This window comes from Shewanella indica, assembly GCF_033842865.1.
GTDB classification, from domain to species: domain Bacteria; phylum Pseudomonadota; class Gammaproteobacteria; order Enterobacterales; family Shewanellaceae; genus Shewanella; species Shewanella indica.
Map to the genome: position 1 here is coordinate 1850332 of NZ_JAWXXR010000001.1, position 22341 is coordinate 1872672.

A 22341-nucleotide genomic window follows, 5' to 3' on the forward strand; every position below is an offset into this window, starting at 1 on the left:
GCTTGAACACAAGCCTTCGCGCGACTTCAGGAGTTATTTGTCTCCTTTGATTTTGGCCAGCCCTTTATTCACTAACTCCTGGATAGCGGCTTCGTCGTAGCCGATATCTTTGAGAATGGCATCGGTATCCATGCCGTGGCTTGGCATGCCGCGCCAGATCTGGCCTGGGTTGTTCTTGAATTTGGGCATCACATTGGGGCCCTTGCAGGTGCGGCCGTCCATAGTTTGCCACTCGGTGATCGACTCACGCGCAATGTACTGAGGGTTGGACTCCAGGTCTTCGGCGCTGAGTACCTTGGCACAGGCAATTTTCAGTTCAGCGAAGCGTTCGCGCACCTGTTCAATGGTGCGTTGGCCTATGTAACGTTCCAGCGCATCTTCAATTTCCTGTCCATGTGGGCATTCGATACGGTGGATAAGCTGAGTGCCTTCCGGTATGGCTTCTGTGTGCAGCAGGTGGCCAAGACCTATGTCTTTGAACAGCTCTTCAATCTGGGTGACGCCGACCATTTCCATCACTATGTAGCCGTCTTCACACTTGTACAGGCCACAACCGGCATAGTAAGGGTCACGGCCTTTGTACTGGCGTGGTGCCATCTTGCCGCCGTTGAAGTAGTCCATCATGAAATATTGGCCCATGCGTAACATAACTTCATACATGGCCACATCGATGCTTTCGCCAACACCTGTTTGCTGCGCCTTATACAGGGCTGCCAGTGCAGATGTGGTTACTGTCATACCTGAAAAATAATCAGCTGTATAAGGGAAGGATGCCATGGGTTGGTCGACATCGCCGTTTTGCATCAGATAGCCGCTGAAGGCCTGGGCAATGGTGTTATACGCGGCCAGGTGAGTGTATTCCTCGGTGCCGTATTGACCAAACCCAGATAAGTGAGCGATAACTAACTTTTTGTTGCGTTCCCATAAGACTTCATCAGTGATACCGCGACGGGCAAAGGCCGGGCCCTTACTGGCTTCGATAAAGATGTCTGTGGTTTCCATCAGCTTGAGGAAGGCTTCGCGTCCTTCATCCTTGAAGATATTCAGCGACAAGGCGTGCAGGTTGCGGCGAGACAGTTCTGGATAGTTGGGTTGTACTCGGATAGTGTCTGTGTAAGCCACGTTTTCAATCCAGATGACCTCGGCACCCCATTCCGCAAACAGTTGCCCGGCAAATGGGCCGGCAATCTCGATACCGGAAAACACCACTTTGAGACCGGAGAGCGGACCGAATGTAGGCATAGATAAGTGTTGTGACATGATCTGTTCCTTCTAGCAATTCTTGGCATAGATGGCGCTGTGTGCAGCGTCATATCGACCAGCCGGTTTCACCGGGAGCAGGGAGATTGGCAAGCCCGGCCGGTACTCAAGGGCAACTATTTGTTGCGGTACTCTTTCAGCACTGCGCGACCCAGTGTCAGGATCTGCATTTCGTCTGAACCACCAGAGACTCTGTCTACCCGCAGATCGCGCCAGAAGCGGCTGATGCGGTGTTCACCGGCGATGGCGTAGCCACCGAAGACCTGCATGGCATGGTCGACTACCCGGAAGGCGGCGTTGGCGCAGTAGTACTTACACATGGCCGCGTCACCAGAGGTCATCATGCCGTTGTCGGCTTTCCAGGCAGTGTGATAGATCATGTTGCGCATGTTGTTCAGCTCGATGGCCATATGGGCAAACTTCTCCTGGATCAGCTGAGTGCGGCCAATGGTTTCACCGAACTGTACCCTTTGGTTGGCATACTTGGCGGCGTCTTCGAAGGCGCAGTAAGCCGTACCATAGTTGGTGCAGGCCACCAGGAAGCGTTCGTCATCGAACTCTTCTTTTACCCGCAGGAAGCCGTTACCTTCAGTGCCGAAGAAGTCTTTCTCTTCCAGCTCCACATCGATGAACTGCACTTCACAGCAGCTGTCCATCTTCAGACCGAGTTTGGGGAGCTTGCTGACTTTGATACCTGGTTTGGTCATGTCGACGAAGAACTCGGAGAACACAGGTTTCTCAGAGGCTGAGTCTTTGGCCATCACAACCAGGAATGGGCAACCGGCGGCACTGGTGATAAAGCACTTGGTGCCATTGAGGTAAATCTTGCCATCGCGGCGAGTATAGGTAGTCAGCAGACTACCAACATCGGAACCGGCAGACGGCTCGGTGATGGCGGAGTTCCACATCTGTTTACCTGTACCCAGGAAGGCCATGATCTTGTCGATCTGTTCTTGGGTGCCGTGTTTCAGTACCGTGGTAAAGCCGGCCAACTGGAACAGGACATAGGTGGGGGCACCGAGGCGGCCCAACTCTTCCCAGATAACCGCCAAGGTCATCAGTCCGGCTTCCATGCCGCCGAAATCTTCCGGCAGTAACAGGCTATCTATGCCCATATCAGCCAGTTCTTTTACAAATCTTTCTGGATATTGACTATTTTCATCGCACTCAGAGAAATATTGTTCCCAATTTTCTCTTTCCATTAAGTCACGAACACCTTTAACGAATAGTTCCTGCTCATCTGTTAAACGATAATCCATGAAAACTCCCCTATATAAATATATTTAATCAAGTTAAGGTGTGAGGTGAATCTATAATTAGATTAACTCTTCCAATTATTTTTTCGTGAATCTTTCAAGAATGAGATAATGATCATTATGTTCACGAAAATGAGAGGCGCACCGCCGGCAATAATCGCTGTTTGCAATGGTTTTAATCCACCAAGTGCCAACAAAACAATACCGATAACACCGACCAATACAGACCAACCTACACGAACCCAAACCGGTGGTTCATTATCCGCATCGACGCCTTTACAGGTTGACATGGCCAAGGTGTAAGAACAGGCGTTAATTAATGTCACTGTTGCCAAGAAACACAGAATAAAGAACATCCACATGGTGATGGTGCTCATTGGCAAAGCGGCCCAGGTTTCAATAATGGCCCTGGCGGCACCATATTGTTCAATCAAGGCAGGCATATTGACGATATTTTCATTCATCAGATTAAGTGTATTACTGCCTAGAATGGTCCACAGCAACCAGGTAGAAGCTGTCAGGCCGCCCACCATCGCCAGACACAGCTGACGCACGGTTCTGCCGCGGGAGATCTTGGCCAGGAAGATACACATCTGGATGCCGTAAACTACCCACCAGGCCCAGTAGAACACTGTCCAGTCTTGAGGGAAGCTGCTGTCGCTGACGGAAGCTGTGTAGAACAGCATGCGGCCCATGTTCATCAGCAATACCCCGATGGAATCGGTAAAGTAGTTTACTGTGAAGGTGGTGGCGCCAATGATGAGTACCCAGGCGAGGATGATGATGCTCAGGTAGCTGCGCAGGTCACTGGCAATCTTGATCCCTTTTTGTAGACCAAAGGCCACACAAATAGCATTGAAGATGATCCAGGCTGAGATGATGGTGGCATCCACTTCAATGGTGCGCGGAATACCGAACAGATATTGAATACACTCGGTAACCAGAGGCGTTGCCAGACCCAGGCTGGTACCCATGGCCAGGATTAGCGCTACGACATAGATGTTATCTATGATGGTGCCTATGATGCCTTCACACTTCTTGCCCATGATGGGATAAAGCGTACCGCTGGGGCGTACCACGTCCATTTTCTTTACGAACAGGAAGTAACCCAGAGCGACAGAGAAGAAGGCATAACCGGCCCATGGCAGTGGTCCCCAGTGGAACAAACTATAGGCCAGACCAAATTCTTTGGCTTGGACTGTCAGAGGTTCCATTTCAAATGGGGGATAACTGACATAGTAGTAGATCTCCAATGAACCCCAGAACAGCACGGCGGCTGAGGTACAGGAGGCAAACATCAGGAAGATCCAGCTTCCGGTACTGAATTCAGGTTCTTCATTACCGAGACGGTTATTGGCATAAGGACCGAATAGTAACCAGAGCCAGCCGGCCAGCATGACTATCATGTACCATTCAAATGCCCAGCCCCAGCTATGGGTTAAGTAATGGAAGACTGCACTGATAACTTCATTGGCTGCATCAAGGTCTCTCACGGTAAAGTAGGAGAGAAGGATCACCACCAATAATGAAGGGAAAAATATTTTCGCTTCAATACCGGCCTTTTTGATCTTTTTATTTTCACTCATCAAAATTCTCCATGCCCAAAAAGTCTTTAACTGATTTTCAGGAAAGGTGAGCCCGTAAGGTTTAATAAAAAACCTCAGATTAATATAAAATGATTTGGGTTTGAGCTACTGGTTAAATAGCTCAGTTATTAAAACCAATATTGCAGGTGAATGTTGAATCGACCATTCCACTCCTTATCGCTGTCCTCTAGACCCAGACTATTGTCACCTAGCCAGAGAACATTTTTGGCATGATAATAGTCGACATATACAAAGAATTGTTTGTATGAAAGAGATACCCCAGTACTGTTAAGTACAGAGTCATCAAAGTGTGATTCGTCAGGGGTTAAAATACTGAAGTCGTTATAGAAGGTGAATTGACCACCCCATTGGGTATCAAAAACTTTTGACAGGTTGAAGGTCATGATGTCGCCTTTGGCGGCTACTTCATAGAAACCATTTACTGCACCAACACCAATTTTTGAAGTATCTATTTGACCATCATCATATTGATCAAAGTCATATTTCAAATACTGGAGCTGTACACCCCAGCCACGATATTTTGCATCCAGGTGTACGGCATAGTTCAGGTTATCTCCTGATTCATCGGCAACCGGATTATAAAGTTGGCCGTATTCAACAGAGGCTCCCAAGAGCACTTGCCAGTTATCGTTTTCCCATCTGTAGGTCTCGCGCAGACTGGCGGTATTGTATTCCTTGTTATTGTAGGTAGTGCCATTGACTGTGCCTGAACCTATAGTACCGGCGAAATTACGATAGTCGCTGCCCTTATAAAGAGAACTCTGGATGAAAGAGAAGTCTGTTTCTAAGTTATTGAATTTGTGGTTGATATTGAATCCAACACCATAATCATCTTCGAAACCAAGGTAGTAGTTGAGGCTATACCACCAGTTGTGGGAAGCAAAGTTCTTATTACCAAATGCCTTGTTGACCACCCCTAGCTGTAGAGTTAAATCTTCATTGGCATTCCAATAGGCATAACCATTTTTCAGGTAGTCATAGCCATCGGCAAAGCGGTATTCAGCGACAAATCCATAGTCTTCAAAATCCTGGGAGAGTTTTATTCCCAAGGTGTTGAAATCAAAGTCGCCACCCGTAGCTTTTGAAGCATCACTAAAATCTTTAATACTGTAGTTAGCTCTTATTGAACCACTGATGTCTACTGCCAAACTTGGCATGCTAAGCGTTAGTCCTAATAACATTAAGCTTATGTTTTTTAGCTTAAACTTATTCATTCATCACTCTCCGTTTTTAATTTGAACCGATTATGGTTTCGGTAATAAATAAAAAAACATTCCCGCATCACACTTTTGGTCAATGGATTGTTATCTTGCTCGAAAATGTGTGATGTAAATCAATAAAAACGGTGAAAATGAACCATTGAAGGTCGTTATGTAATCAGGTTTTGTTTAATTTGGTTGAAAAGTTGGATATTGCTCACAAAAAGTGGCTCAACAAACGAATTTGTTTGGTCTTAATTGAAAATAGCTTGTATTAATAAAATGACGCTGATGGATTGTGAGAGGTTTATTTAATTAATCTGATAATCAATTAAGCAACTCTAAATTTGGTTAAGGTGAACTAATCTATTATCCATATTGATATCTAAATGGGTGTGGACTTTTATTCCCTTTCGTTACCCAGGAGGGTGCGACTTTGTGTGATGCAAGCCTGAAATTTTATTGATTATGGGTTTCCGATCACCAATGTTGAGGAATGTAAACCAGTAGAGACGAATGTTTATAGTGATACTTAGACTGGAGATAAGATGAAGATCATTGCATGTTATAAGCTTGTCCCGGAAGAGCAGGATATCAAAGTCATTCCCAACCTTCCTGTAGATACAAGTAATGTAAACAAAAAGATAGGCCAATTCGATCTGTGTGCCGTTGAAGCTGCGGTACAAATCAAGGCAACCCAGAGCGATTGCAGCATTACGGCGTTGAGTATAGGCGCAGATGCACTGGCCGCCCCCAAAGCCTGCAAAGATATCCTCTCAAGAGGCCCGGACGCGCTGACCCTGGTTTGCGATCCCAAGCTGGAGCAGGCGCTGCCCCATCAAACTGCCCGAGTCTTGGCTGCTGCTGCCAAGCAGGAAGGGTTTGAGCTGATCCTCTGCGGTGACGGTTCGGGTGACATCTACGCCCAGCAGGTAGGTTTGCTGCTTGGTGAATTGCTGCAAGTACCTTGCATCAATGGTGTCAGCAAGATTTTGGAAGTCGCCAATGGTGTGGTCCGGGTCGAGCGCGAGCTGGACGATGAAGTTGAAGAACTGGAGTTGTCGCTTCCTGCCGTGTTGGCGGTTTCTGCCGATATCAACGAACCTCAAATCCCTTCAATGAAAGCCATTCTGGCCGCAGGTAAAAAGCCGGTCAACAAGTTGGCTTATGCCGATCTGGCGCTGGAAGAGATCCCACAACTGGTTGAGCTGGTGTCTATTACTGCGCCTGAGCAGAAGGCTCGCAAACAGATCATCATCGAGGGTGATGACGATGGCCAGGTTGCCGAGTTTGTCGGTCATATTGGCAACGTATTGAATTGAGGGGGATGAAATGAGCAAGCTAGCAAATGTTTGGGTTTTCAGCAGTGAGGCCGCTCGTCTGCCCGAAGTAATGGCCGCCGGTCTGCAACTGGGTAACAGTGTTTCTGTATTTGTCTTGGGGGGTGCCGATGAAGTCGCCAGGGCTGCGGCACTGGGCGCAAACAAGGTGTATCACCTGGGTGAGAAGGATTCTAGCCGCATAGTTGAAGATTATGCTCTGACCATGGCCAAGGCGATTGAAGCCCAAGCGCAGCAATCTTTGGTCTTGCTGCCTGCCAGCCGTCGTGGCAAGGCGTTGGCTGCCAAGCTGGGTGTGCGCCTGAGTGCCGGGGTTTTCAATGATGCCGCCGAACTCACAGTCGATGGTGAAGGCCATGTGGGTGCCAAGCACCTGGTCTACGGTGGCCTGGCCATAGGTGAAGAGAAGATCAGCTCTCAAATTGCCGTAGTGACTCTGGCTGCCGGTGCCTTCAAGGAATTGCCTGCCGAAGAAGCGGGTCGCAGCGCCGAAACTATCGCTCTGGAATTTGTTGCCCCCGCCAATGGGATTCGTTGCCTGGCTCGTCGGCCAAAAGAAAAGTCCAATGTGGATTTGGGTAAGGCTAAGCGCGTTATCGGTGTAGGTAACGGTATCGGTTCTCTCGACAACCTGAAGTTGCTTGAACAGCTGGCCGACAATGTGGGAGCCGAACTGGGTTGTAGTCGCCCGATCGCCGAAACCGAAAAATGGATGGAGCGTGAGCGCTACATTGGGGTTTCAGGTGTGATGATCAAGCCAGATGTCTATGTGGCTGTCGGTATTTCAGGTCAGATCCAGCACATGGTCGGTGTTAATGATTCCCAAACCATTATCGCCGTCAACAAAGATAAGAATGCCCCCATTTTCCAGTATGCGGACTACGGCATTGTCGGTGATATCAACAAGATAGTTCCAGCCTTACTGAACAGTTTCAAAGGTTAACTGTCTGGCCCGACTACCGGCTCAAGGGGCCGGTAGTCTCGAATTCAAGAGAGGATCAGCATGTCAGAAGATGCATTTGACGCAATCATAGTGGGAGGCGGACTCGCCGGCTGCGTTGCTGCCTATGTCCTGGCCAGTCAGGGCGCCGATGTTCTGGTGATTGAACGCGGCAACTATGCCGGGGCCAAGAATATGACTGGCGGTAGACTCTATGCTCACAGCCTGGAAAAGATCATGCCTGACTTTGCCAAGCGGGCACCGCTGGAGCGTAAGGTCACCAAAGAAAAAGTATCGTTTCTCACTGATGATACGGCAGTAACTCTGGACTATCACAACGGCCGTGGTCAGGAGCCGGTAGAGGAATCTTATACTCTGCTCAGGGGCACTTTCGACCAGTGGTTGGCCGAGCAAGCCGAGGAAGCCGGGGCTCAGTTTATTACCGGTATTCGGGTCGAAAAAATTCTCAAGGAAGACGGTAAGGTTGTTGGTGTAGAAGCCGATGGCGATTCACTGCTGGCCAAGACAGTGATTCTGGCTGAAGGAGTCAATCCACTTCTGGGTGAGCAGATCGGCATGGTGAAGCCCAAGGTGCAAGCCAGTGCCATGGCGGTCGGTGCCAAGGAGCTGATTGCCCTGTCCGAGCAGCAGATTAAGGATCGTTTTAATGTCAGTGGTGACGAAGGGGTTGCCTGGTTGTTTGCCGGTTCACCTTCCAATGGTCTCTTGGGTGGGGGCTTCCTCTACACCAATAAAGACACAGTCTCTCTGGGCGTAGTGTGTGGTTTGCACCATATCGAAACCTCCACCAAGACAGTGCCGCAGATGCTGGAAGACTTCAAGAATCATCCGGCGATCAAGCCTTTGATTGAAGGCGGCAAGCTACTCGAGTACTCAGGCCACGTGGTTCCCGAAGCCGGACTGAACATGGTGCCCAAGCTGGTGGATGATGGTGTCTTGATTGCCGGTGATGCCGCAGGTTTCTGTATCAACGTGGGCTATACGGTCCGCGGAATGGACTTGGCTATCGCATCTGGTGAGGCTGCAGCCAGAGCCGTGCTCGCAGCCAAGGCCAAGAATGATTTCAGTGCCGCTGGACTCAGTGCCTATCAAACACTGTTGGACAACAGCTTTATCATGAAAGATCTCAAGCTGTACCAGAAATTACCCGCCTTTATGGAGAACCCAAGGATCTTCAATCAGTATCCCAAGCTGGTCGCCGATCTCATGCAGGAGATGTTCACCATAGATGGCAGCGCCTCGCAGCCTCTGCGCAAGACCCTGATGAAGCATGCCAAAGAAGTGGGTTATATGAATCTGATCAAAGATGGTATTAAGGGGATGACAGCGATATGAGCGAGCCAGTTAATGTTGATGTGAAATTGGGGGTGAATAAGTTCTATGTTGATGAAGGGCATCCACATATTGAGCTTGTTGAAAACCCGGATATTAATGAATTTCGTAAATTGGTCAATGCTTGCCCTGCAGGACTTTATAAAATTCAGGACGACGGCAGCTTAAAATTTGACTCTGCCGGTTGCTTGGAATGTGGCACTTGTAAAATGCTTTGCGGCGAGACCATTATCAAGAAGTGGGAATACCCCAGAGGTACATTCGGTATTGAATATCGTTATGGTTAGTGCCGCTCGAAAACCTTAAATCTGAATTTAAGTTAGTTTTCTAACGAGCTCGATTGTGCAAAGTGAGAGCATACACTTTCAAGGTTGTCCACTCTTTTTAGTCAACAGGGTGAAATAACTTTTTGTTTTAAGCGCTATGCTCTTATCCATTATTCAGCCTATTTAAGTTTTACATGCTATTTATGTAGTTTGCTAATTGTAACCGTTTTCTCACTTTTGAGCTTCAGATTTGTTTTAATTCCATTTTTTATTCAGTATTTCTCGGTTGAGAAATCAGACTGAAGATTAATGGCACATTTTTGTGAACGAATAAATCAAATGAATTTATTGGTTTAAAATAAGAGATTAGCATATGAAAGCTAAAAAGTTCGATGAAATGGAGTTTACGCCATTACATAAGAAAATCATGTTTTGGGGCAGTGGTGGTCCCTTCCTCGACGGTTATATTCTGGTCATTATTGGCCTGGCGCTTGAGCAGCTGATCCCTGAAATGCAGTTGGATGCCAACTGGATTGGTTTGGTTGGGGCGTCTACCCTGGTTGGCCTGTTTGTCGGTACTGCACTCTTTGGTTACATCGCCGACCTGTTCGGTCGTAAGTTAATGTTTCTAATAGATATCATAGCGATAGCCGTGCTTTCTGTCGCCACTATGTTTGTCTCCTCCCCAATAGAATTAGTGGTGATGCGCTTCCTTATCGGGGTGGTGATCGGCGCCGATTACCCCATAGCCACCTCCATGGTGGCCGAGTTTTCCCCAACCAAGAAGCGGGCCTTTACCATGGGCTTCATTGCCTTGATGTGGTATGTGGGTGCTACTGCGGCCAATGCGGTCGGTTACCTGCTTTATGATCTCGAGGGTGGCTGGCGTTGGATGCTTGGCAGCGGCCTGATCCCTTGTCTGGTAATCCTGTTTGGGCGTTTCCATCTACCCGAGTCGCCACGTTGGCTGCTGCGCAAGGGCCGTATCGCCGAGTACAAACAAGTTATGCAACAGTATTTTGGCGGCAATATTCATATTGAAGCGGAAGAGAAGATCGATACCCAGTATTGTAAGCTGTTCGAAAAACGCAACTTCACCATGATCATCTTTATCGGCACTATCTGGACCTGCCAAATTATCCCCATGTTTGCCATCTACACCTTTGGGCCGCAGATAGTCGGGGCTTTGGGCTTCTACGATGGCAAAGACTCGGCACTTGGTAACATCATCATTAGCGCCTTCTTTATCATAGGCTGTATCCCGGCCATGTATTGGCTGGATTCCATGGGCCGCCGGCCACTGCTTATCATCAGCTTTGCCATGATGACCTTGTCACTGGCGATGCTGGGGCTGGTGTCCTCGCCCGGTATCTGGGTGGTGATTGCGGCCTTTGGTATGTACGCCTTCTGCTCAGGTGGTCCGGGGATCTTGCAGTGGCTCTATCCCAATGAGTTGTTCCCTACCGATATCCGGGCTTCGGCCGTGGGGGCCGTGATGTCTTTCAGTCGCATAGGCACCATACTCTCGACCTATGCCTTGCCTGTATTTATGAACGCTTATGGGGTTTCCTGGACCATGATGGCCGGCGCCGGTATTTCACTGCTGGGCCTGGTGGTCTCCATTTTGCTGGCACCGGAAACCCGTGGTATGACCTTGGCGGATACCAGTGTCGCTGGATTTGTAAAACACTGATTATCAGATACTAACTATACAAACGCTGCTTATCAAAAATATCGAAAATCGCCGCCTCCAAGGAGGCGGCAACGGCTTCAACGGACGGCGACATAAGGATTGTGGTGCCGCTCTTCAGCAAAAGTTGACATGGGGCCATGGCCGGGAATAAAACTCACATCTTCACCCAACGGCCAGAGTTTGTGCTTGATGGAATCCAGCAGCGCCGCATGATTACCGCCGGGGAAATCGCAGCGGCCTATGGAGTGTTTGAATAACACATCGCCAACCCAGGCCAACTTGAGTGCAGGGGCAAAGAATACCAGGTGGCCTGGTGTATGGCCCGGACAATGAATCACCTGAAGTTGTAACTCGCCGACCCAAATAGTGTCATCCTGCTCAAGAAAGCGGTCTGGATAAAAAACATCACAGTGGGGAAATTGATACAGACGACATTCCTCCGGCAACATATCAAACAGAAAAGTATCGTCCTTATGAGGACCAAGTACTTCGGCCGATGAACTCTCGGCCAATAATCTGGCTGCGCCGATATGATCTATATGACCATGGGTCAGGAGTATCTTATCCAGCTCCAGTTCATTGTCTTTAATAAAACTTGTTATCTTCTCTACTTCACCACCTGGATCTATTATAGCAGCCTTGTTGCAGCCATCTTGCCAAACAATACAGGTATTTTGTTTATAATGAGTTACGGGAATAATTTTGAAGTTTACATTTTTAGTCATTTATATCTCCACGATTATATAATTATAAATTGATTTTACTGGCGGGTGGATTCTATTGGTTGATATTGCTCAATAAATCATAAGTTACTTTCTGTGATTTTATTTTTTAATTAATTAAATGGATTGTTTCAGGATTTAAATTTATACCCTATTGTTCAATAATCTATTTCACTTGGATTATTGTGAAATAGCTCAAAGGGATGGCGGGCTAATTTCTATAGTATTGACCATGTTCCAGCATTTCTATCTGGATTGACTCGAATATGCCTGGAGTTATACTGCCGTAGGTGCCTGTCGCAGAGTTTAGGCAGGCATCCTGCTTACTGATGAAAACTTGCTGAGGTATCGATGAACTATCGACTGACAAACGAACAAGAAGCATTTATTGCAGGAGTAAGAGACCTGATGTCACAGGAGGACTGGGAATGCTATTTCTCCGCCTGCGACGACAACAATGAATATCCTGAGCGTTTTGTCAGAGAGCTGGCCAAGCTGGGGTTGGATAGTTTGCTGCTTCCGGAAGAATACGGCGGCAGCGATGCCGGTCTGGTGACATTGGCCTTGATCTGGGAAGAACTGGGTCGCCTCGGTGCGCCAACCTATGTGCTTTATCAGATGGCGGGATACCCTACTATTTTGCAGGAAGGTACCCAGGAGCAGATCGATAAGATCATGGCCTATATAGGTACCGGCAAACAGGTGTGGAACTCGGCGGTCACCGAACCGGATGCCGGCTCGGATGTGCGCAGCCTGCAGACCACTTATACCCGAAAAAAGGGCAAGGTCTACCTCAATGGCACCAAATGTTATATCACCAGTGCCGCCGAGACCCCTTATCTGGTGGTGATGGCCAAAGATTCCGCCAGCTTCGAACCGATTTTCTCCGAGTTTTTTGTTGACATGAGTAAACCGGGGATCTCTGTCAGTCACTTGCCCAAGTTGGGACTGAAGATGGACAGTTGCTGTGTGGTGGAGTTCGACAACGTAGAGCTGGAGGAAAAGGACTTCTTCGGCACCGAAGGCAACGGGTTTGCCAGGGTGAAGAAGGAGTTTGATCTGGAGCGTTTCCTTATTGCCTGCAGTAACTATGGTTGTGCCTATTGCGCCTTCGAAGATGCCGCCCGTTACGCCAACAAGCGGGTACAGTTTGACTTGCCGATCGCCAAGACGCAGCTGATCCAGGAAAAGTTTGCCTATATGTCGGTGCAGCTCACCAACATGAAGAACATGATTTATCACACCGCCTGGAAGGCCGACAACGGCCAGATGACCCCGGGCGATGCCGCCAAGTGTAAGCTCTACTGCTCCAAGGCGGCCTTTAATGTGGTCGACAATGCCATGCAGGTGTTTGGCGGTCAGGGGATCACTGGCGAGCATCGCATTAGCCGCTTCTGGCGCGATCTGCGGGTCGACAGAGTTTCCGGCGGCTCGGAAGAGATGCAGGTGCTGACGCTGGGCCGGGAAGTGCTCAGGGAGTATGTGTAACAGGCGCTGCTTCGTAGCGTTATTTCATTGAAAAGGCCCGCGAATGCGGGCCTTTGACTGCAATGGTTTTAGAAGTCGTATCTTAAACCTATGCTGGTGATAGTGTCGTCAAAGTCACTGTAACCCTTGGCATCGAACTGGCCGATTTCGGTGTGGACTCTGGTGGACTTGGACAGCTGATACTCGGCGCCTATGCCCCATTGGCTGACCTCAGGCACTGTCTGGGCTGCTTGTCCCAGGGCTTCGTAAATTCGCGTGGCTATGAGTCCGGTTCCCGAATCATCTCGGCCGTACTGGGCCTTGAGCATTAACTTGTCCAGTTGATAGGAGGCACTGACAAAAAATCCTGTGCCCTCCCGCGCCTGCCATTGCGGCTTGGCCGGATTGACCAATTCCGAGTGTTGGATCAGGGTTCCCAGCTTGAGCTGCTGCAGCTTCCAGTGCCCCACCAGGCGCCAGGCCTTGATATCTTCCACTCCGTCTGAGTAGGCGGCGGCCAGATACAGATCGCCTTGCTTGAGACGCTTATCACCCCAGCTCAATGCCAACTGGAAGTTGCCGTTGTCACGACGGGCATCGTCCGTGTCAAAGTGGTTGTCTTCCAGCAGGTAGCTGACCCCCAGTTGCCAGCCGCGCCAGTTTGGCGTGCGATATTCCAGTGAGTCGCCCCAACGTTTATCCCCGGCCATCAAGCGATCGTGTTTCATGCTGTAGTTATCGAACACATCGACAAAGCCTTTGGTCATCTTGAACACAGGCTCCATGCGTCCGGCCGCCAGCGAGCCCCATTCTTGATGCCGTAGTCCGAGAAAGGTCGATCTCGCCGATACGGGTTTATCGCCAGCGTCCTGTGCAGCGGCGTTGACTCCAAGCTCAATCTGGTAGAATACTTGCCAGTCGCTGCCAAGATCGTTCTGCCCCCGGACGCCCAGGCGAGTGAAGTTGTTTTCCAGCACTGTGCCTGACTTGGCTTTATGGGTGGCGCTGCCCGAGTCTGAGTGGGTGACCGAATAATCCAAGCGGCCATAGAGAGTCGGGGCGGCGCTGACGGCTCCGGAAAAGGCAGCGAGGGCTGTGATAGCCAGTGGTAATTTTTTCATCTTGACCTCTGAATTCAGTGGCTGAAATTGGAGAATGTGAACTGGTGGCAGTCGTTACATAACACCTTTGCCGGCTTATGCTCGCTGTGGCACACGGTGCAGGGCACATCGGCTCCCCAGTGGGGGGCATCGTGTGGGTTGGGCTTACTGTCACGGGTTTGCTCGGCAATTTGCTGGTAATCGCCATGGCATTCGAGACAGGCGATTTCTGTTGCCGGGCCTTTGGGGGCGCCTAAGTGGCAGGTCTTACAGTCCTTTTCTTGATACATGAAGGCGTGGTTGCTGCGGCCTTCGCGGGAGCCGGACATCTTGGTCAGTTCGCCGGCCCAGGCTTGGCTCGCCAGCAAGGTGCCCATCAACAGGGCTGAGATCAGTGAAGTTTTCATGGGCGACTCCTTAAGCTTTGGCAACTTGTTCACCGGCAATTACCCCAAAGGCGAAGGCATCCGGGCAGGAACAGGCGGTAAGACGAATACGGCCGAACAAGCCACCCGTGGCTTCGCCGCAGGCATACAGCCCCTTGATGGCTTGCCCTGTGGTTAGCGAGATGACCTGGGCTTGTTCATTGATTAGCACGCCACCTTGGGTGTAATTGAACTTGGGACGGGCCTTGATGGCATAGAAGGGGGCGCGTTTGACACTGACCTGCTTCAGGGCCTTGAAGTCTTTACCGAACTGGCTGTCGGTGCCGATTTGGGCATCGGCGTTGTACTGTTTGAGTGTCGCCTTCAGGCCTGGTAGATCTATGCCTTCGCCCTGGGCCAGGGCTTCGAGCGTGTCGTAGCGCTGCATCATGCCTTCTTCCAATGCCAGCTGCAGGCGCTGCTTGTCGTGGAAGTTGTCTATGCCGTCCTGGTCATAGATGTTCAGCGGGAAGCGACCATTGTTGCGATCCATTATGTTGCAGATGGCTTCAGCCACTACTTGGCGGTTATTTCGCTCGCTGATAAAACGTTTGCCGCTGGCCGGGTCGACCAAGGCGCCCCACTGCAGGTCTTCGGTGGGAATATCGAAGGCAAAACGCATCAGCGACAGGTGCACGGTTTGCGCGCCGGCGGCCACCAGAGCCTTGAGTGCACCGGCCGTGGCGCCTCTGTGGGTGGTGGTGGGAATGTATTCGCGGATATTGGGAAACTCGGCCGAGCGGAATTCCACATCGCGGCTGTAGCCTCCTACGGCCATGACCACACCTTTACGCACTCGATAATGCTTGATAACACCACTGCGGTTGTCGCGATCATCGTTGGCCAGGGCGGGATCGAAGTGGTATTGCTCCCGGACCTGCAACCCCAGCACATCGCCATTTTCGTTCTGGATCAGCCGCTCGAACTTGACCCGGCGGCGGATCTCACCCTGCAGCTCCTGGGTGTAAAAGGCTCGCAGTGGTCTTAGGATCCCCTTGCCGCCGCCATTGACCGGATACAGGGTTCTGGGCACTGAATGGCCACCCAGGCTCTTGAGCTTGTCGTGGAAGCGGCAACCGCGCTCTATTGCCCAAGGCAGCACCCGGGTCGTGGTTTCGGCCATGGTCAGCGTGAGATTTCTATGGTTCTGGAAACCACCGGCGCGACTGATATCTTCGGCAAACAGCTCGGCCGAGTCCTGGATACCGTCTCGCTGTTGCAGATGACTGTTGACCACAGAGAAGTTGAGTCCGGAAATCGCAGATGTTCCGCCGAGTACCGGCATTTTCTCGATGATGATGGTGTTGGCGGCACCTTGCTCTTTGGCGCGAATGGCGGCGCAGGTACCGGCCAACCCGCTGCCGACCACCACGACATCGAAAGTTTCATCCCATTGGACTTGGGGTTTGCTGCTCTTGTCGGCAGCCAGAGCCACAGGTGCCAGTCCCAGGGCGGAAACGGCCAGCCCCCCCTTGAGAAAAGCCCGCCGGCTTTGCGTCATTTTAGCGTTCATATCAGCCTCTATTTTTGTTTGCATGGCACCATGGAATCAAAATCATCGGTGCCGCTATATAGCGGTTTTCCGAAAGCGAATCTCAGATGTGAAGCCGATCAATTCCCGCGCTTAAAGCCGCTTGTCGCGGCATGAAATAACGCATAATGGCGAGGTGTTTAATGGTTAACTAATTTGCCATGTGCCGTTATTTGCCAAGCGTGTTGTTGCTGTTTTGCCTGTGTCTGCCTCAGGCCTGGGCCGATATCCGTATCGGTATCCTCACTTTTGGCGAGCCGACCGATGCGCTCTTGGCCTGGCAGGACACGGCGACAGCAATAAGCGAGCATACCGGCCAGAGGGTGACTCTGTTGCCTCTGACTCCGGCTGAGCTGGATCAACAGGTGAGCCAAGGCGCTCTGGATTTTATTCTCGCCAATCAATACGCCACTGTGGGTTATAAGAAAGACTATGGTGTCAGCCAGTTACTGACGCTTATACCCAGAGATGGCCGGGATCCGGAACTGGCGATGGGGTCGACGCTGGTGGCCCGCCCCGAGGTGCAACTGACCAGTTGGCAGCAGTTGTCACAACTGAGGATCATCTCTACCGATCCCAAGGCTTTCGGCGGTTTTCTGATCTTCAGCGGTGAACTGGCACTGCGGGGGATCAACCCTGCCACCGAGCTCAAGGCGTTGCAGTTTGTCGGCTTTCCGCAGACCGCTTTGTTGGATAGGCTGCTGAGTGGCGAGGCCGAACTGGCGGTATTACCGGCCTGTGTGCTGGAGCAGGCCATTGCCTCCGGGCGTTACCCCAAAGAGGCGTTTAAGGTGTTGCTGGCGGAAAAGCACCCTGGGTTTCAGTGCCAGGTATCGAGCCGGTTATATCCCTATACCGCCCTGTCCAAGCCGGGTCACACAGATAATGCCCTGGCAACCGAAGTGGCCAGAGCACTGCTGGCGCTGACTGAAGATTCAACCGCGGCCAAGGCGGGCGGGTATGCGGGTTGGTCTGTGCCGGTGAACGACAGCAGCGTGTTTGCGCTGCGGCGCACTTTGCAGCAATGGCCGTTTCAAACCAACTGGCACAGGGTGGTTTCAGGTGTGGCTCCCTGGGTGGGGGCCATCTTGCTGTGCCTGCTGTTGGGGTATCTGCATCACTTACGGATAAAACGTCTGGTGGTGCAGCGCACCGGGGCACTGCGCAGCGAAATGGAACAGCACAGCCGAACCCAAAAGGCTTTGCTTGAGCAGCGGAATCAGTTTTATCGGGCGCAAAGGGTACTGCTGACTGGCGAAATGGCCTCAGGTATCTCTCACGAACTCAAGCAGCCTCTGGCCGGGATCCGCTATCTGGCCCAGGGGTGTCTGTATCGTCTGGGAGACGAGCAGCAGGAGATCAAAGACGCCCTCGGCAAGCTTATTAGCCAGGTGGACAGGGCCCAGGATACGATTCGCCGATTACGGGAGTTTTGTCAGCAGCCCTGTGAGCATCGCTGTTTTCGTCTGGACGAGCTCATTCGCGATACTCTGGCGCTGACGGCGCCCGAGCTCAAGCGTCTGGGGGTTGTCCCTGTGTGTGAGTTGCAAGCCGTGACCATAGATGGGGATGCCAACTTGTTGCAACAGGTGTTGGTCAATCTGTTGCTCAATGCCTTGGATGCCATGGAGCAGAGTGAGGAACCTTGGTTAAGACTCAGCCTTGAGTGCAGCGCCAAGCAATGTCGATTTACCTTGTCTGATGCGGGCACAGGCTTGAGTGAGCCCCAGCTGGAGCGGCTGTTTTTTCCGTTTGAAACCAATAAGAGCAACGGCCTGGGGTTGGGGATGATTATTTGCAAACGTATTGTGGAAGAACATGGTGGCAGCATCAGTGCCCACAACAGCGAGCGCGGCTTGGACATGGTGGTGGTACTGCCGAGGAGAATCGATGATGACCCCTGTATATCTGGTTGATGATGATCAGGATGTGCTTGAATCACTGCAGTGGATGCTCAAGGGCCAAGGCATAGATGCAGTTGGTTTTGACTGTGCGGCAAGCTTCCTGGATGGTGCGGCCTGGCAACAGCCCGGGGTACTGGTACTCGATGTGCAGATGCCCGGCATGGATGGGATCAGCCTACATCAACAATTGCTGCAAGCGTCCAGTCCATTGGCGGTCATCATACTGACAGGTCATGGCAATATCGCCATGGCAGTAAAGGCGATGCAGCAAGGGGCGATGGATTTTCTTGAGAAGCCAGTCGATGGTGATCGGCTGCTTGAACTGTTAAGCAAGGGCGCAGCCCTGACGGCGCAGCGTTTTGCTGCCGGCAGTGAACAGGCGGAGATCCGCTCCCGTCTGGCAACCTTGACGCCGCGAGAGCAAGAGGTGATGCAAAGAGTGTTGGCGGGCAAGCTCAACAAGGTGATTGCCGCCGAGCTCTATGTCACCCAGAGAACGGTGGAGCTGCATCGAAAGAAAGTACTGGAGAAGATGGCCGTCCACAATGTGGCCGAGTTGGCCTTTCTGTTGGCCAAGCTGCAACCGTTACCTAGCTGAAGCCTCACTGTAGTTGGTACTGGATAACTCCGTCCTGGGTCAGGCGGAAGATCCACAGGGAGTCGCCTTCGCGGTAATACCAGCTGTTGGCCAGACCTTCTTCGGCTTTTAACTGAGAAGTGAACTCGCTCATTGCCGACGCGGGCAGGCGGAAACTGCCGCTGGAGCTGTTGTTGTCCAGATCATTGTTGACCTTTATCTCCGTGGCCGAGGGCGGCAATATCGGTGGCAGCCAGCCTCGCTCGAATACTCCTTCAGCCCGTGCTTCGGCCTCGGTGGGGTATTGTTCGCTGATGACATCGCTGCAACCCCAGAGTAAGGCGGTTAATGTCAGCATGGAGCTGATGGAAAGGGAACGCATCAGTGGTTTCATCTTGGGCTCCTTGTCAGTGAAATGGCGTTTTACTGTAACAAAGGCGGCCTGTACCTAGTCTGAAGCCAAGGTGCTTTCAGCTGTTTTGCTTTTTCTGGACGCTTGGCCTATGGCCATAGGCCCCTTTGTTGACTCGCCTAACATGCTGGCATCAATCTAGATGGGTCATTAAAGCAGTTGCAGGCTGGCCAGCAAACGATCCATCGCCCGATAACCCAGGGCCTGGGCCAGATGGCGCCGCTCGACCATGGGGCTGAGCTGCAGATCGGCTATGGTGCGCGCCACTCGTTGCAGCCGATGAAAGCTGCGCACCGATAATCCCAGCTGATTGACACTCTGTTCGAGAAACGCCAGATCGCCGGGTTTGAAACCTGCCTGCTTCAATGCCTTACTGCCCAACTGACTATTGAGTACGCCGGCGCGGCTGAGTTGCAGCTCCCTGGCCGCAGCGACTCTGGCGGCTATCTGCTCACTGGTTTCACCCTGCGCCGCCTCTGAGGTCAAGGCGCCTGGCGGGAGTTTGGGCACCTCTATGGTGAGGTCGAATCTGTCAATGAAAGGGCCTGACAGCCGGGCCAGGTAACGGCGGATCTGCTCTGGGCTGGCGCGGCTTCCCGGGCCGGCATCTCCACAAGGGCTGGGATTCATGGCGGCGATGAGTTGAAAACGGGCATCGAAGCGCAGTTTGGCTGCGGCGCGGGAGATGATGACATGGCCGGTTTCCATGGGTTCACGCAAGCAGTCTAGTACCTTGCGGGGAAACTCGGCAATTTCATCGAGAAACAGCACTCCCAGGTGAGCCAGTGAAATCTCGCCGGGTTTGGGAATCGCGCCGCCACCCACCAAAGAGATGGCGGAGCTGGTATGGTGCGGAGCGCGAAACGGGCGGCGATAAAACTCCCCCGGCTCAGTAGCCATACCGGCCACTGAATGAATCGCAGCCACTTCCAGCGCCTCTTCATAACTCATGGGGGGCAGGAGTGAGATTATCCGGCTGGCCAGCATGGTTTTGCCTGTGCCAGGTGGCCCCAGCATCAGCAGGTTATGCCCGCCGGCGGCAGCGATTTCCAGCGCTTGTTTGGCTTGATATTGGCCTATGACTTCCGACAGGCAGTCACTCGAGTGCGGCTTTAATTGTTCCAGCCATTCGGTTCCCGGTACTATCCCCGGCAGGGTTTGCTGCCCGTGCAGATAGGCGGCGATATGTTGCAGGTGCTGGGCCAGGCAACATTGCCGGTAGCCCACCAAATCCGCCTCACTGCGGTTATCCTGTGGCAATACCAGTTTGATGCCTCTTTGACGGGCGGCGATAATCACCGGCAGGATACCAGTGCAGTGCCTGACCTCACCGGACAGCCCAAGCTCACCGACAAATTCATGATCGTCCAGAGATTTCAGTGGCAGTTGCCCGGATGCTGCCAGAATACCAATGGCAATAGGAAGGTCGTAACGTCCACCCTGCTTGGGCAGATCGGCCGGTGCCAGATTGATGGTTATCCTGCGCATGGGGAACTCAAAACCCGCATTGATTATGGCGCTGCGGACTCTTTCTCTGGCTTCCTTGACCGAAGCTTCCGGCAACCCCACCAGATTGAAGGCCGGCAAGCCGTTGGAGAGGTGAGCTTCGACCAGTACCTGAGGCGCCTCCACACCTTTGGCGGCTCGAGTGGCAACTCTGGCTATCGGCATAACAGTTCCTTTGTTGTGCGCTTCCCTATTCTGTAGAGTGTAGCAGTTGCCTGGATTTACAGTGGCTTGAGGGAATAGCGGTTTTGTCCTTATCGAAAGAGGTTGCCAGTACGCGGGAATGGTCTGCATCACTAACAATTTTGAGATTAGATGACTTTCTGCATACATCTGAGGCTGTCATCTGCTTCGTTGGAGAAACAAAATACGCTGTCGACCAAGGTATAGTGCCATACCACTTTATAATCAGTTGCCAGCAACAGCTTTAATAGTGACAGCGCGGGATTGTCAAACAAGGCTTCCAGGGAATAGGTTGAGACAGGGTAGACTTTAACTTGTTCGACTTGCACAGAATTATCATGTAATGCCAGCCTGGAGATTTTGCCGGAAAAGAGTATCTTACCCTCAAATTTATCTTTGTTATCACCAAGTTGTAACCAACCCCAGAAGCTTTCTGACTCCATGTCGATATAAAGGGAAAAGCTAACGCGCCTTATCTGATTATCAGGCCCTTCAACATTTTTTATCACTCGGTACATGCCATCAATATCTTGAACATCGTGATAGTCATAAATTAAGTTGACTATGATAGAAGCCAGCAAAAATGCGAGTGGAATAATAAATGGCACCATTCTTTCTAGCTTTGACATGCTGTTCCATCCTTGATTTTATTGTATATGGAAGCTTCCTTGTGGCTGACATAAGTTCTGACTTTATTGTTTGACTTGTTAATGCAGTCAATTGAAAAAACTCCTGTTCCATAACTGAGAATTATTGTATCTTTATCATCGTTTATTTCCGACTTGAGATCGTGAAAATCAATAGTTCCAAGTAACTTATAATTAAGCTTGTGAATGAGTGATTTTATTTCTTTTTGATCATCCATGTTTTTTATTTCTGTTAGGGTTATTATTTTTGTTTTTCCATCAGTGTAAATGTCTACTTTAGGGAGGTTTTCTGTAACTGATATTTTTATAGTGAATGGTAGGAGGAATAGTGCAATTGATATTGTTATTATTGAAATTATCTTGATTGAAGAAGGTTGGTTTTCTTTTGGGTTTGTTGTCAATTTATTGCTTTTGACTTTTTGTTCTTTCTCAAAGATGGAATTTTCTTGATTGTCTAATATGAAGTCTATTGTTAGATGATCTTGCATTATGTCTAAGCCATATCCAACCCCTTTGACTGTGAAGATTAACTCATTGCCTAGTATTTCTCTGAATACACGCCTTAGATTGGCGATGGCCACTGGAATAGAGTTCGGAGATACGACTCTACCATACCAGCCCACTGATAATAATTTATCTCTGCTTACAGCTTGCCCTTTGTTGTTATACATTTCTTTTAATATATAAAACTCCGGAGTCGAACACTTATATCTTCTGGTGTTTGTGCTTATGGTTGGATTGCCGTTGTTTTGGCGAACAGTGATGTGTTCCCTTCCTTTGGTGGTGTCCATCTTGGATCCTACTGATTTTTGGCTTCAACCTAGCCGCCTACATGTTTTCATTCTAATAATAAGTGATAAAAAATCCAGCGTTTCAGTTTATAATTTGTTAATCAACGAAATGTTAATGTTGCAACCTGTTGTTTTGTTGTGACAATTATTGGTTTCTGTGTC

The 22341-nt window shown here is 50.6% G+C and carries 20 protein-coding genes; 8 read left to right on the forward strand and 12 right to left on the reverse strand.

Annotated elements, in window-relative coordinates:
- Positions 1-33: 33 nt before the first annotated feature.
- From caiB to SIL79_RS08620, 4 genes are all read right to left on the reverse strand, one after another.
- Positions 34-1260 carry an L-carnitine CoA-transferase gene (gene caiB / locus SIL79_RS08605; protein ID WP_039035753.1) on the reverse strand — a complete coding sequence of 409 codons (1227 nt, stop codon included), beginning with the start codon at positions 1258-1260 and terminating at the stop codon, positions 34-36.
- Positions 1261-1376: 116 nt separating this feature from the next.
- Complete coding sequence (caiA, locus tag SIL79_RS08610) at positions 1377-2519, reverse strand: crotonobetainyl-CoA dehydrogenase (RefSeq protein WP_039035754.1); 1143 nt, start codon at positions 2517-2519, stop codon at positions 1377-1379.
- Between the two features lie 62 nt (positions 2520-2581).
- A complete protein-coding gene (gene caiT, locus SIL79_RS08615) occupies positions 2582-4102 on the reverse strand; it encodes an L-carnitine/gamma-butyrobetaine antiporter (RefSeq protein WP_039035755.1) in 1521 nt (506 codons plus the stop codon).
- A 128-nt stretch (positions 4103-4230) separates the two neighbouring features.
- Positions 4231-5337 (reverse strand): hypothetical protein, encoded by a 1107-nt coding sequence (locus SIL79_RS08620; RefSeq protein WP_143078393.1) that lies wholly within the window; start codon positions 5335-5337, stop codon positions 4231-4233.
- Between the two features lie 533 nt (positions 5338-5870).
- Here SIL79_RS08620 and fixA point away from each other — a divergent pair.
- The 5 genes from fixA (at position 5871) to SIL79_RS08645 (ending at position 10914) form a co-directional block, all read left to right on the forward strand.
- Positions 5871-6644 (forward strand): putative electron transfer flavoprotein FixA, encoded by a 774-nt coding sequence (gene fixA / locus SIL79_RS08625; protein ID WP_039035757.1) that lies wholly within the window; start codon positions 5871-5873, stop codon positions 6642-6644.
- A gap of 10 nt (positions 6645-6654) precedes the next feature.
- Positions 6655-7605, forward strand: a complete 951-nt coding sequence (locus SIL79_RS08630; protein ID WP_039035758.1) for an FAD-binding protein — start codon at positions 6655-6657, stop codon at positions 7603-7605.
- Between the two features lie 60 nt (positions 7606-7665).
- Positions 7666-8958, forward strand: a complete 1293-nt coding sequence (locus SIL79_RS08635) for an FAD-dependent oxidoreductase (protein ID WP_039035759.1) — start codon at positions 7666-7668, stop codon at positions 8956-8958.
- Positions 8955-9242 (forward strand): 4Fe-4S dicluster domain-containing protein, encoded by a 288-nt coding sequence (locus SIL79_RS08640; protein WP_025010089.1) that lies wholly within the window; start codon positions 8955-8957, stop codon positions 9240-9242. The genes SIL79_RS08635 and SIL79_RS08640 overlap by 4 nt, the downstream gene beginning before the upstream one ends.
- Before the next feature lie 352 nt (positions 9243-9594).
- Positions 9595-10914, forward strand: coding sequence for an MFS transporter (locus SIL79_RS08645; RefSeq protein ID WP_039035760.1), 1320 nt, complete (start codon positions 9595-9597; stop codon positions 10912-10914).
- Between the two features lie 77 nt (positions 10915-10991).
- Here the strand turns inward: SIL79_RS08645 and SIL79_RS08650 are convergent, their stop codons facing one another.
- Positions 10992-11639: an MBL fold metallo-hydrolase gene (locus tag SIL79_RS08650; protein ID WP_071476399.1), complete on the reverse strand. Its 648-nt coding sequence runs from the start codon at positions 11637-11639 to the stop codon at positions 10992-10994.
- 348 nt (positions 11640-11987) lie between these two features.
- Between SIL79_RS08650 and caiA (SIL79_RS08655) the strand changes: the two genes are divergently transcribed.
- Complete coding sequence (caiA, locus tag SIL79_RS08655) at positions 11988-13124, forward strand: crotonobetainyl-CoA dehydrogenase (protein WP_039035762.1); 1137 nt, start codon at positions 11988-11990, stop codon at positions 13122-13124.
- A gap of 68 nt (positions 13125-13192) precedes the next feature.
- Here caiA (SIL79_RS08655) and SIL79_RS08660 read toward each other — a convergent pair whose 3' ends face one another.
- From SIL79_RS08660 to SIL79_RS08670, 3 genes are read right to left on the reverse strand one after another with little or no spacing between them, the layout of a single operon-like run.
- Entirely contained in the window at positions 13193-14224 is a 1032-nt protein-coding gene (locus SIL79_RS08660) for a porin (RefSeq protein ID WP_039035763.1), read from the reverse strand.
- Between the two features lie 14 nt (positions 14225-14238).
- A complete protein-coding gene (locus tag SIL79_RS08665) occupies positions 14239-14610 on the reverse strand; it encodes a cytochrome c3 family protein (RefSeq protein ID WP_162206610.1) in 372 nt (123 codons plus the stop codon).
- 10 nt (positions 14611-14620) lie between these two features.
- Positions 14621-16141: an FAD-dependent oxidoreductase gene (locus SIL79_RS08670; protein ID WP_162206611.1), complete on the reverse strand. Its 1521-nt coding sequence runs from the start codon at positions 16139-16141 to the stop codon at positions 14621-14623.
- Between the two features lie 179 nt (positions 16142-16320).
- On the opposite strand from SIL79_RS08670, the gene SIL79_RS08675 reads away from it, so the two are divergent.
- Positions 16321-18075: a sensor histidine kinase gene (locus SIL79_RS08675; protein WP_162206612.1), complete on the forward strand. Its 1755-nt coding sequence runs from the start codon at positions 16321-16323 to the stop codon at positions 18073-18075.
- Complete coding sequence (locus tag SIL79_RS08680) at positions 18050-18661, forward strand: response regulator transcription factor (protein WP_319619150.1); 612 nt, start codon at positions 18050-18052, stop codon at positions 18659-18661. Before SIL79_RS08675 ends, SIL79_RS08680 begins: the two co-directional genes overlap by 26 nt.
- A 4-nt stretch (positions 18662-18665) precedes the next feature.
- On the opposite strand, the gene SIL79_RS08685 is transcribed toward SIL79_RS08680, so the two are convergent.
- From SIL79_RS08685 to SIL79_RS08700, 4 genes are all read right to left on the reverse strand, one after another.
- Positions 18666-19034, reverse strand: coding sequence for a YbbD family protein (locus tag SIL79_RS08685; RefSeq protein ID WP_083399806.1), 369 nt, complete (start codon positions 19032-19034; stop codon positions 18666-18668).
- A gap of 168 nt (positions 19035-19202) precedes the next feature.
- Positions 19203-20723, reverse strand: a complete 1521-nt coding sequence (locus SIL79_RS08690) for a YifB family Mg chelatase-like AAA ATPase (protein ID WP_319619151.1) — start codon at positions 20721-20723, stop codon at positions 19203-19205.
- Between the two features lie 146 nt (positions 20724-20869).
- Entirely contained in the window at positions 20870-21370 is a 501-nt protein-coding gene (locus SIL79_RS08695) for a hypothetical protein (RefSeq protein ID WP_039035767.1), read from the reverse strand.
- Positions 21358-22179 carry a winged helix-turn-helix domain-containing protein gene (locus SIL79_RS08700; protein ID WP_071476401.1) on the reverse strand — a complete coding sequence of 274 codons (822 nt, stop codon included), beginning with the start codon at positions 22177-22179 and terminating at the stop codon, positions 21358-21360. The genes SIL79_RS08695 and SIL79_RS08700 overlap by 13 nt, the downstream gene beginning before the upstream one ends.
- Positions 22180-22341 lie beyond the last annotated feature (162 nt).

Coding starts and splice junctions, on each gene's coding strand:
- caiB (WP_039035753.1), bottom strand. CDS start 1,260: ATGTCACAACACTTATCTATGCCTACATTCGGTCCGCTCTCCGGTCTC.
- caiA (WP_039035754.1), bottom strand. CDS start 2,519: ATGGATTATCGTTTAACAGATGAGCAGGAACTATTCGTTAAAGGTGTT.
- caiT (WP_039035755.1), bottom strand. CDS start 4,102: ATGAGTGAAAATAAAAAGATCAAAAAGGCCGGTATTGAAGCGAAAATA.
- SIL79_RS08620 (WP_143078393.1), bottom strand. CDS start 5,337: ATGAATAAGTTTAAGCTAAAAAACATAAGCTTAATGTTATTAGGACTA.
- fixA (WP_039035757.1), top strand. CDS start 5,871: ATGAAGATCATTGCATGTTATAAGCTTGTCCCGGAAGAGCAGGATATC.
- SIL79_RS08630 (WP_039035758.1), top strand. CDS start 6,655: ATGAGCAAGCTAGCAAATGTTTGGGTTTTCAGCAGTGAGGCCGCTCGT.
- SIL79_RS08635 (WP_039035759.1), top strand. CDS start 7,666: ATGTCAGAAGATGCATTTGACGCAATCATAGTGGGAGGCGGACTCGCC.
- SIL79_RS08640 (WP_025010089.1), top strand. CDS start 8,955: ATGAGCGAGCCAGTTAATGTTGATGTGAAATTGGGGGTGAATAAGTTC.
- SIL79_RS08645 (WP_039035760.1), top strand. CDS start 9,595: ATGAAAGCTAAAAAGTTCGATGAAATGGAGTTTACGCCATTACATAAG.
- SIL79_RS08650 (WP_071476399.1), bottom strand. CDS start 11,639: ATGACTAAAAATGTAAACTTCAAAATTATTCCCGTAACTCATTATAAA.
- caiA (WP_039035762.1), top strand. CDS start 11,988: ATGAACTATCGACTGACAAACGAACAAGAAGCATTTATTGCAGGAGTA.
- SIL79_RS08660 (WP_039035763.1), bottom strand. CDS start 14,224: ATGAAAAAATTACCACTGGCTATCACAGCCCTCGCTGCCTTTTCCGGA.
- SIL79_RS08665 (WP_162206610.1), bottom strand. CDS start 14,610: ATGAAAACTTCACTGATCTCAGCCCTGTTGATGGGCACCTTGCTGGCG.
- SIL79_RS08670 (WP_162206611.1), bottom strand. CDS start 16,141: ATGAACGCTAAAATGACGCAAAGCCGGCGGGCTTTTCTCAAGGGGGGG.
- SIL79_RS08675 (WP_162206612.1), top strand. CDS start 16,321: ATGTGCCGTTATTTGCCAAGCGTGTTGTTGCTGTTTTGCCTGTGTCTG.
- SIL79_RS08680 (WP_319619150.1), top strand. CDS start 18,050: ATGATGACCCCTGTATATCTGGTTGATGATGATCAGGATGTGCTTGAA.
- SIL79_RS08685 (WP_083399806.1), bottom strand. CDS start 19,034: ATGAAACCACTGATGCGTTCCCTTTCCATCAGCTCCATGCTGACATTA.
- SIL79_RS08690 (WP_319619151.1), bottom strand. CDS start 20,723: ATGCCGATAGCCAGAGTTGCCACTCGAGCCGCCAAAGGTGTGGAGGCG.
- SIL79_RS08695 (WP_039035767.1), bottom strand. CDS start 21,370: ATGTCAAAGCTAGAAAGAATGGTGCCATTTATTATTCCACTCGCATTT.
- SIL79_RS08700 (WP_071476401.1), bottom strand. CDS start 22,179: ATGGACACCACCAAAGGAAGGGAACACATCACTGTTCGCCAAAACAAC.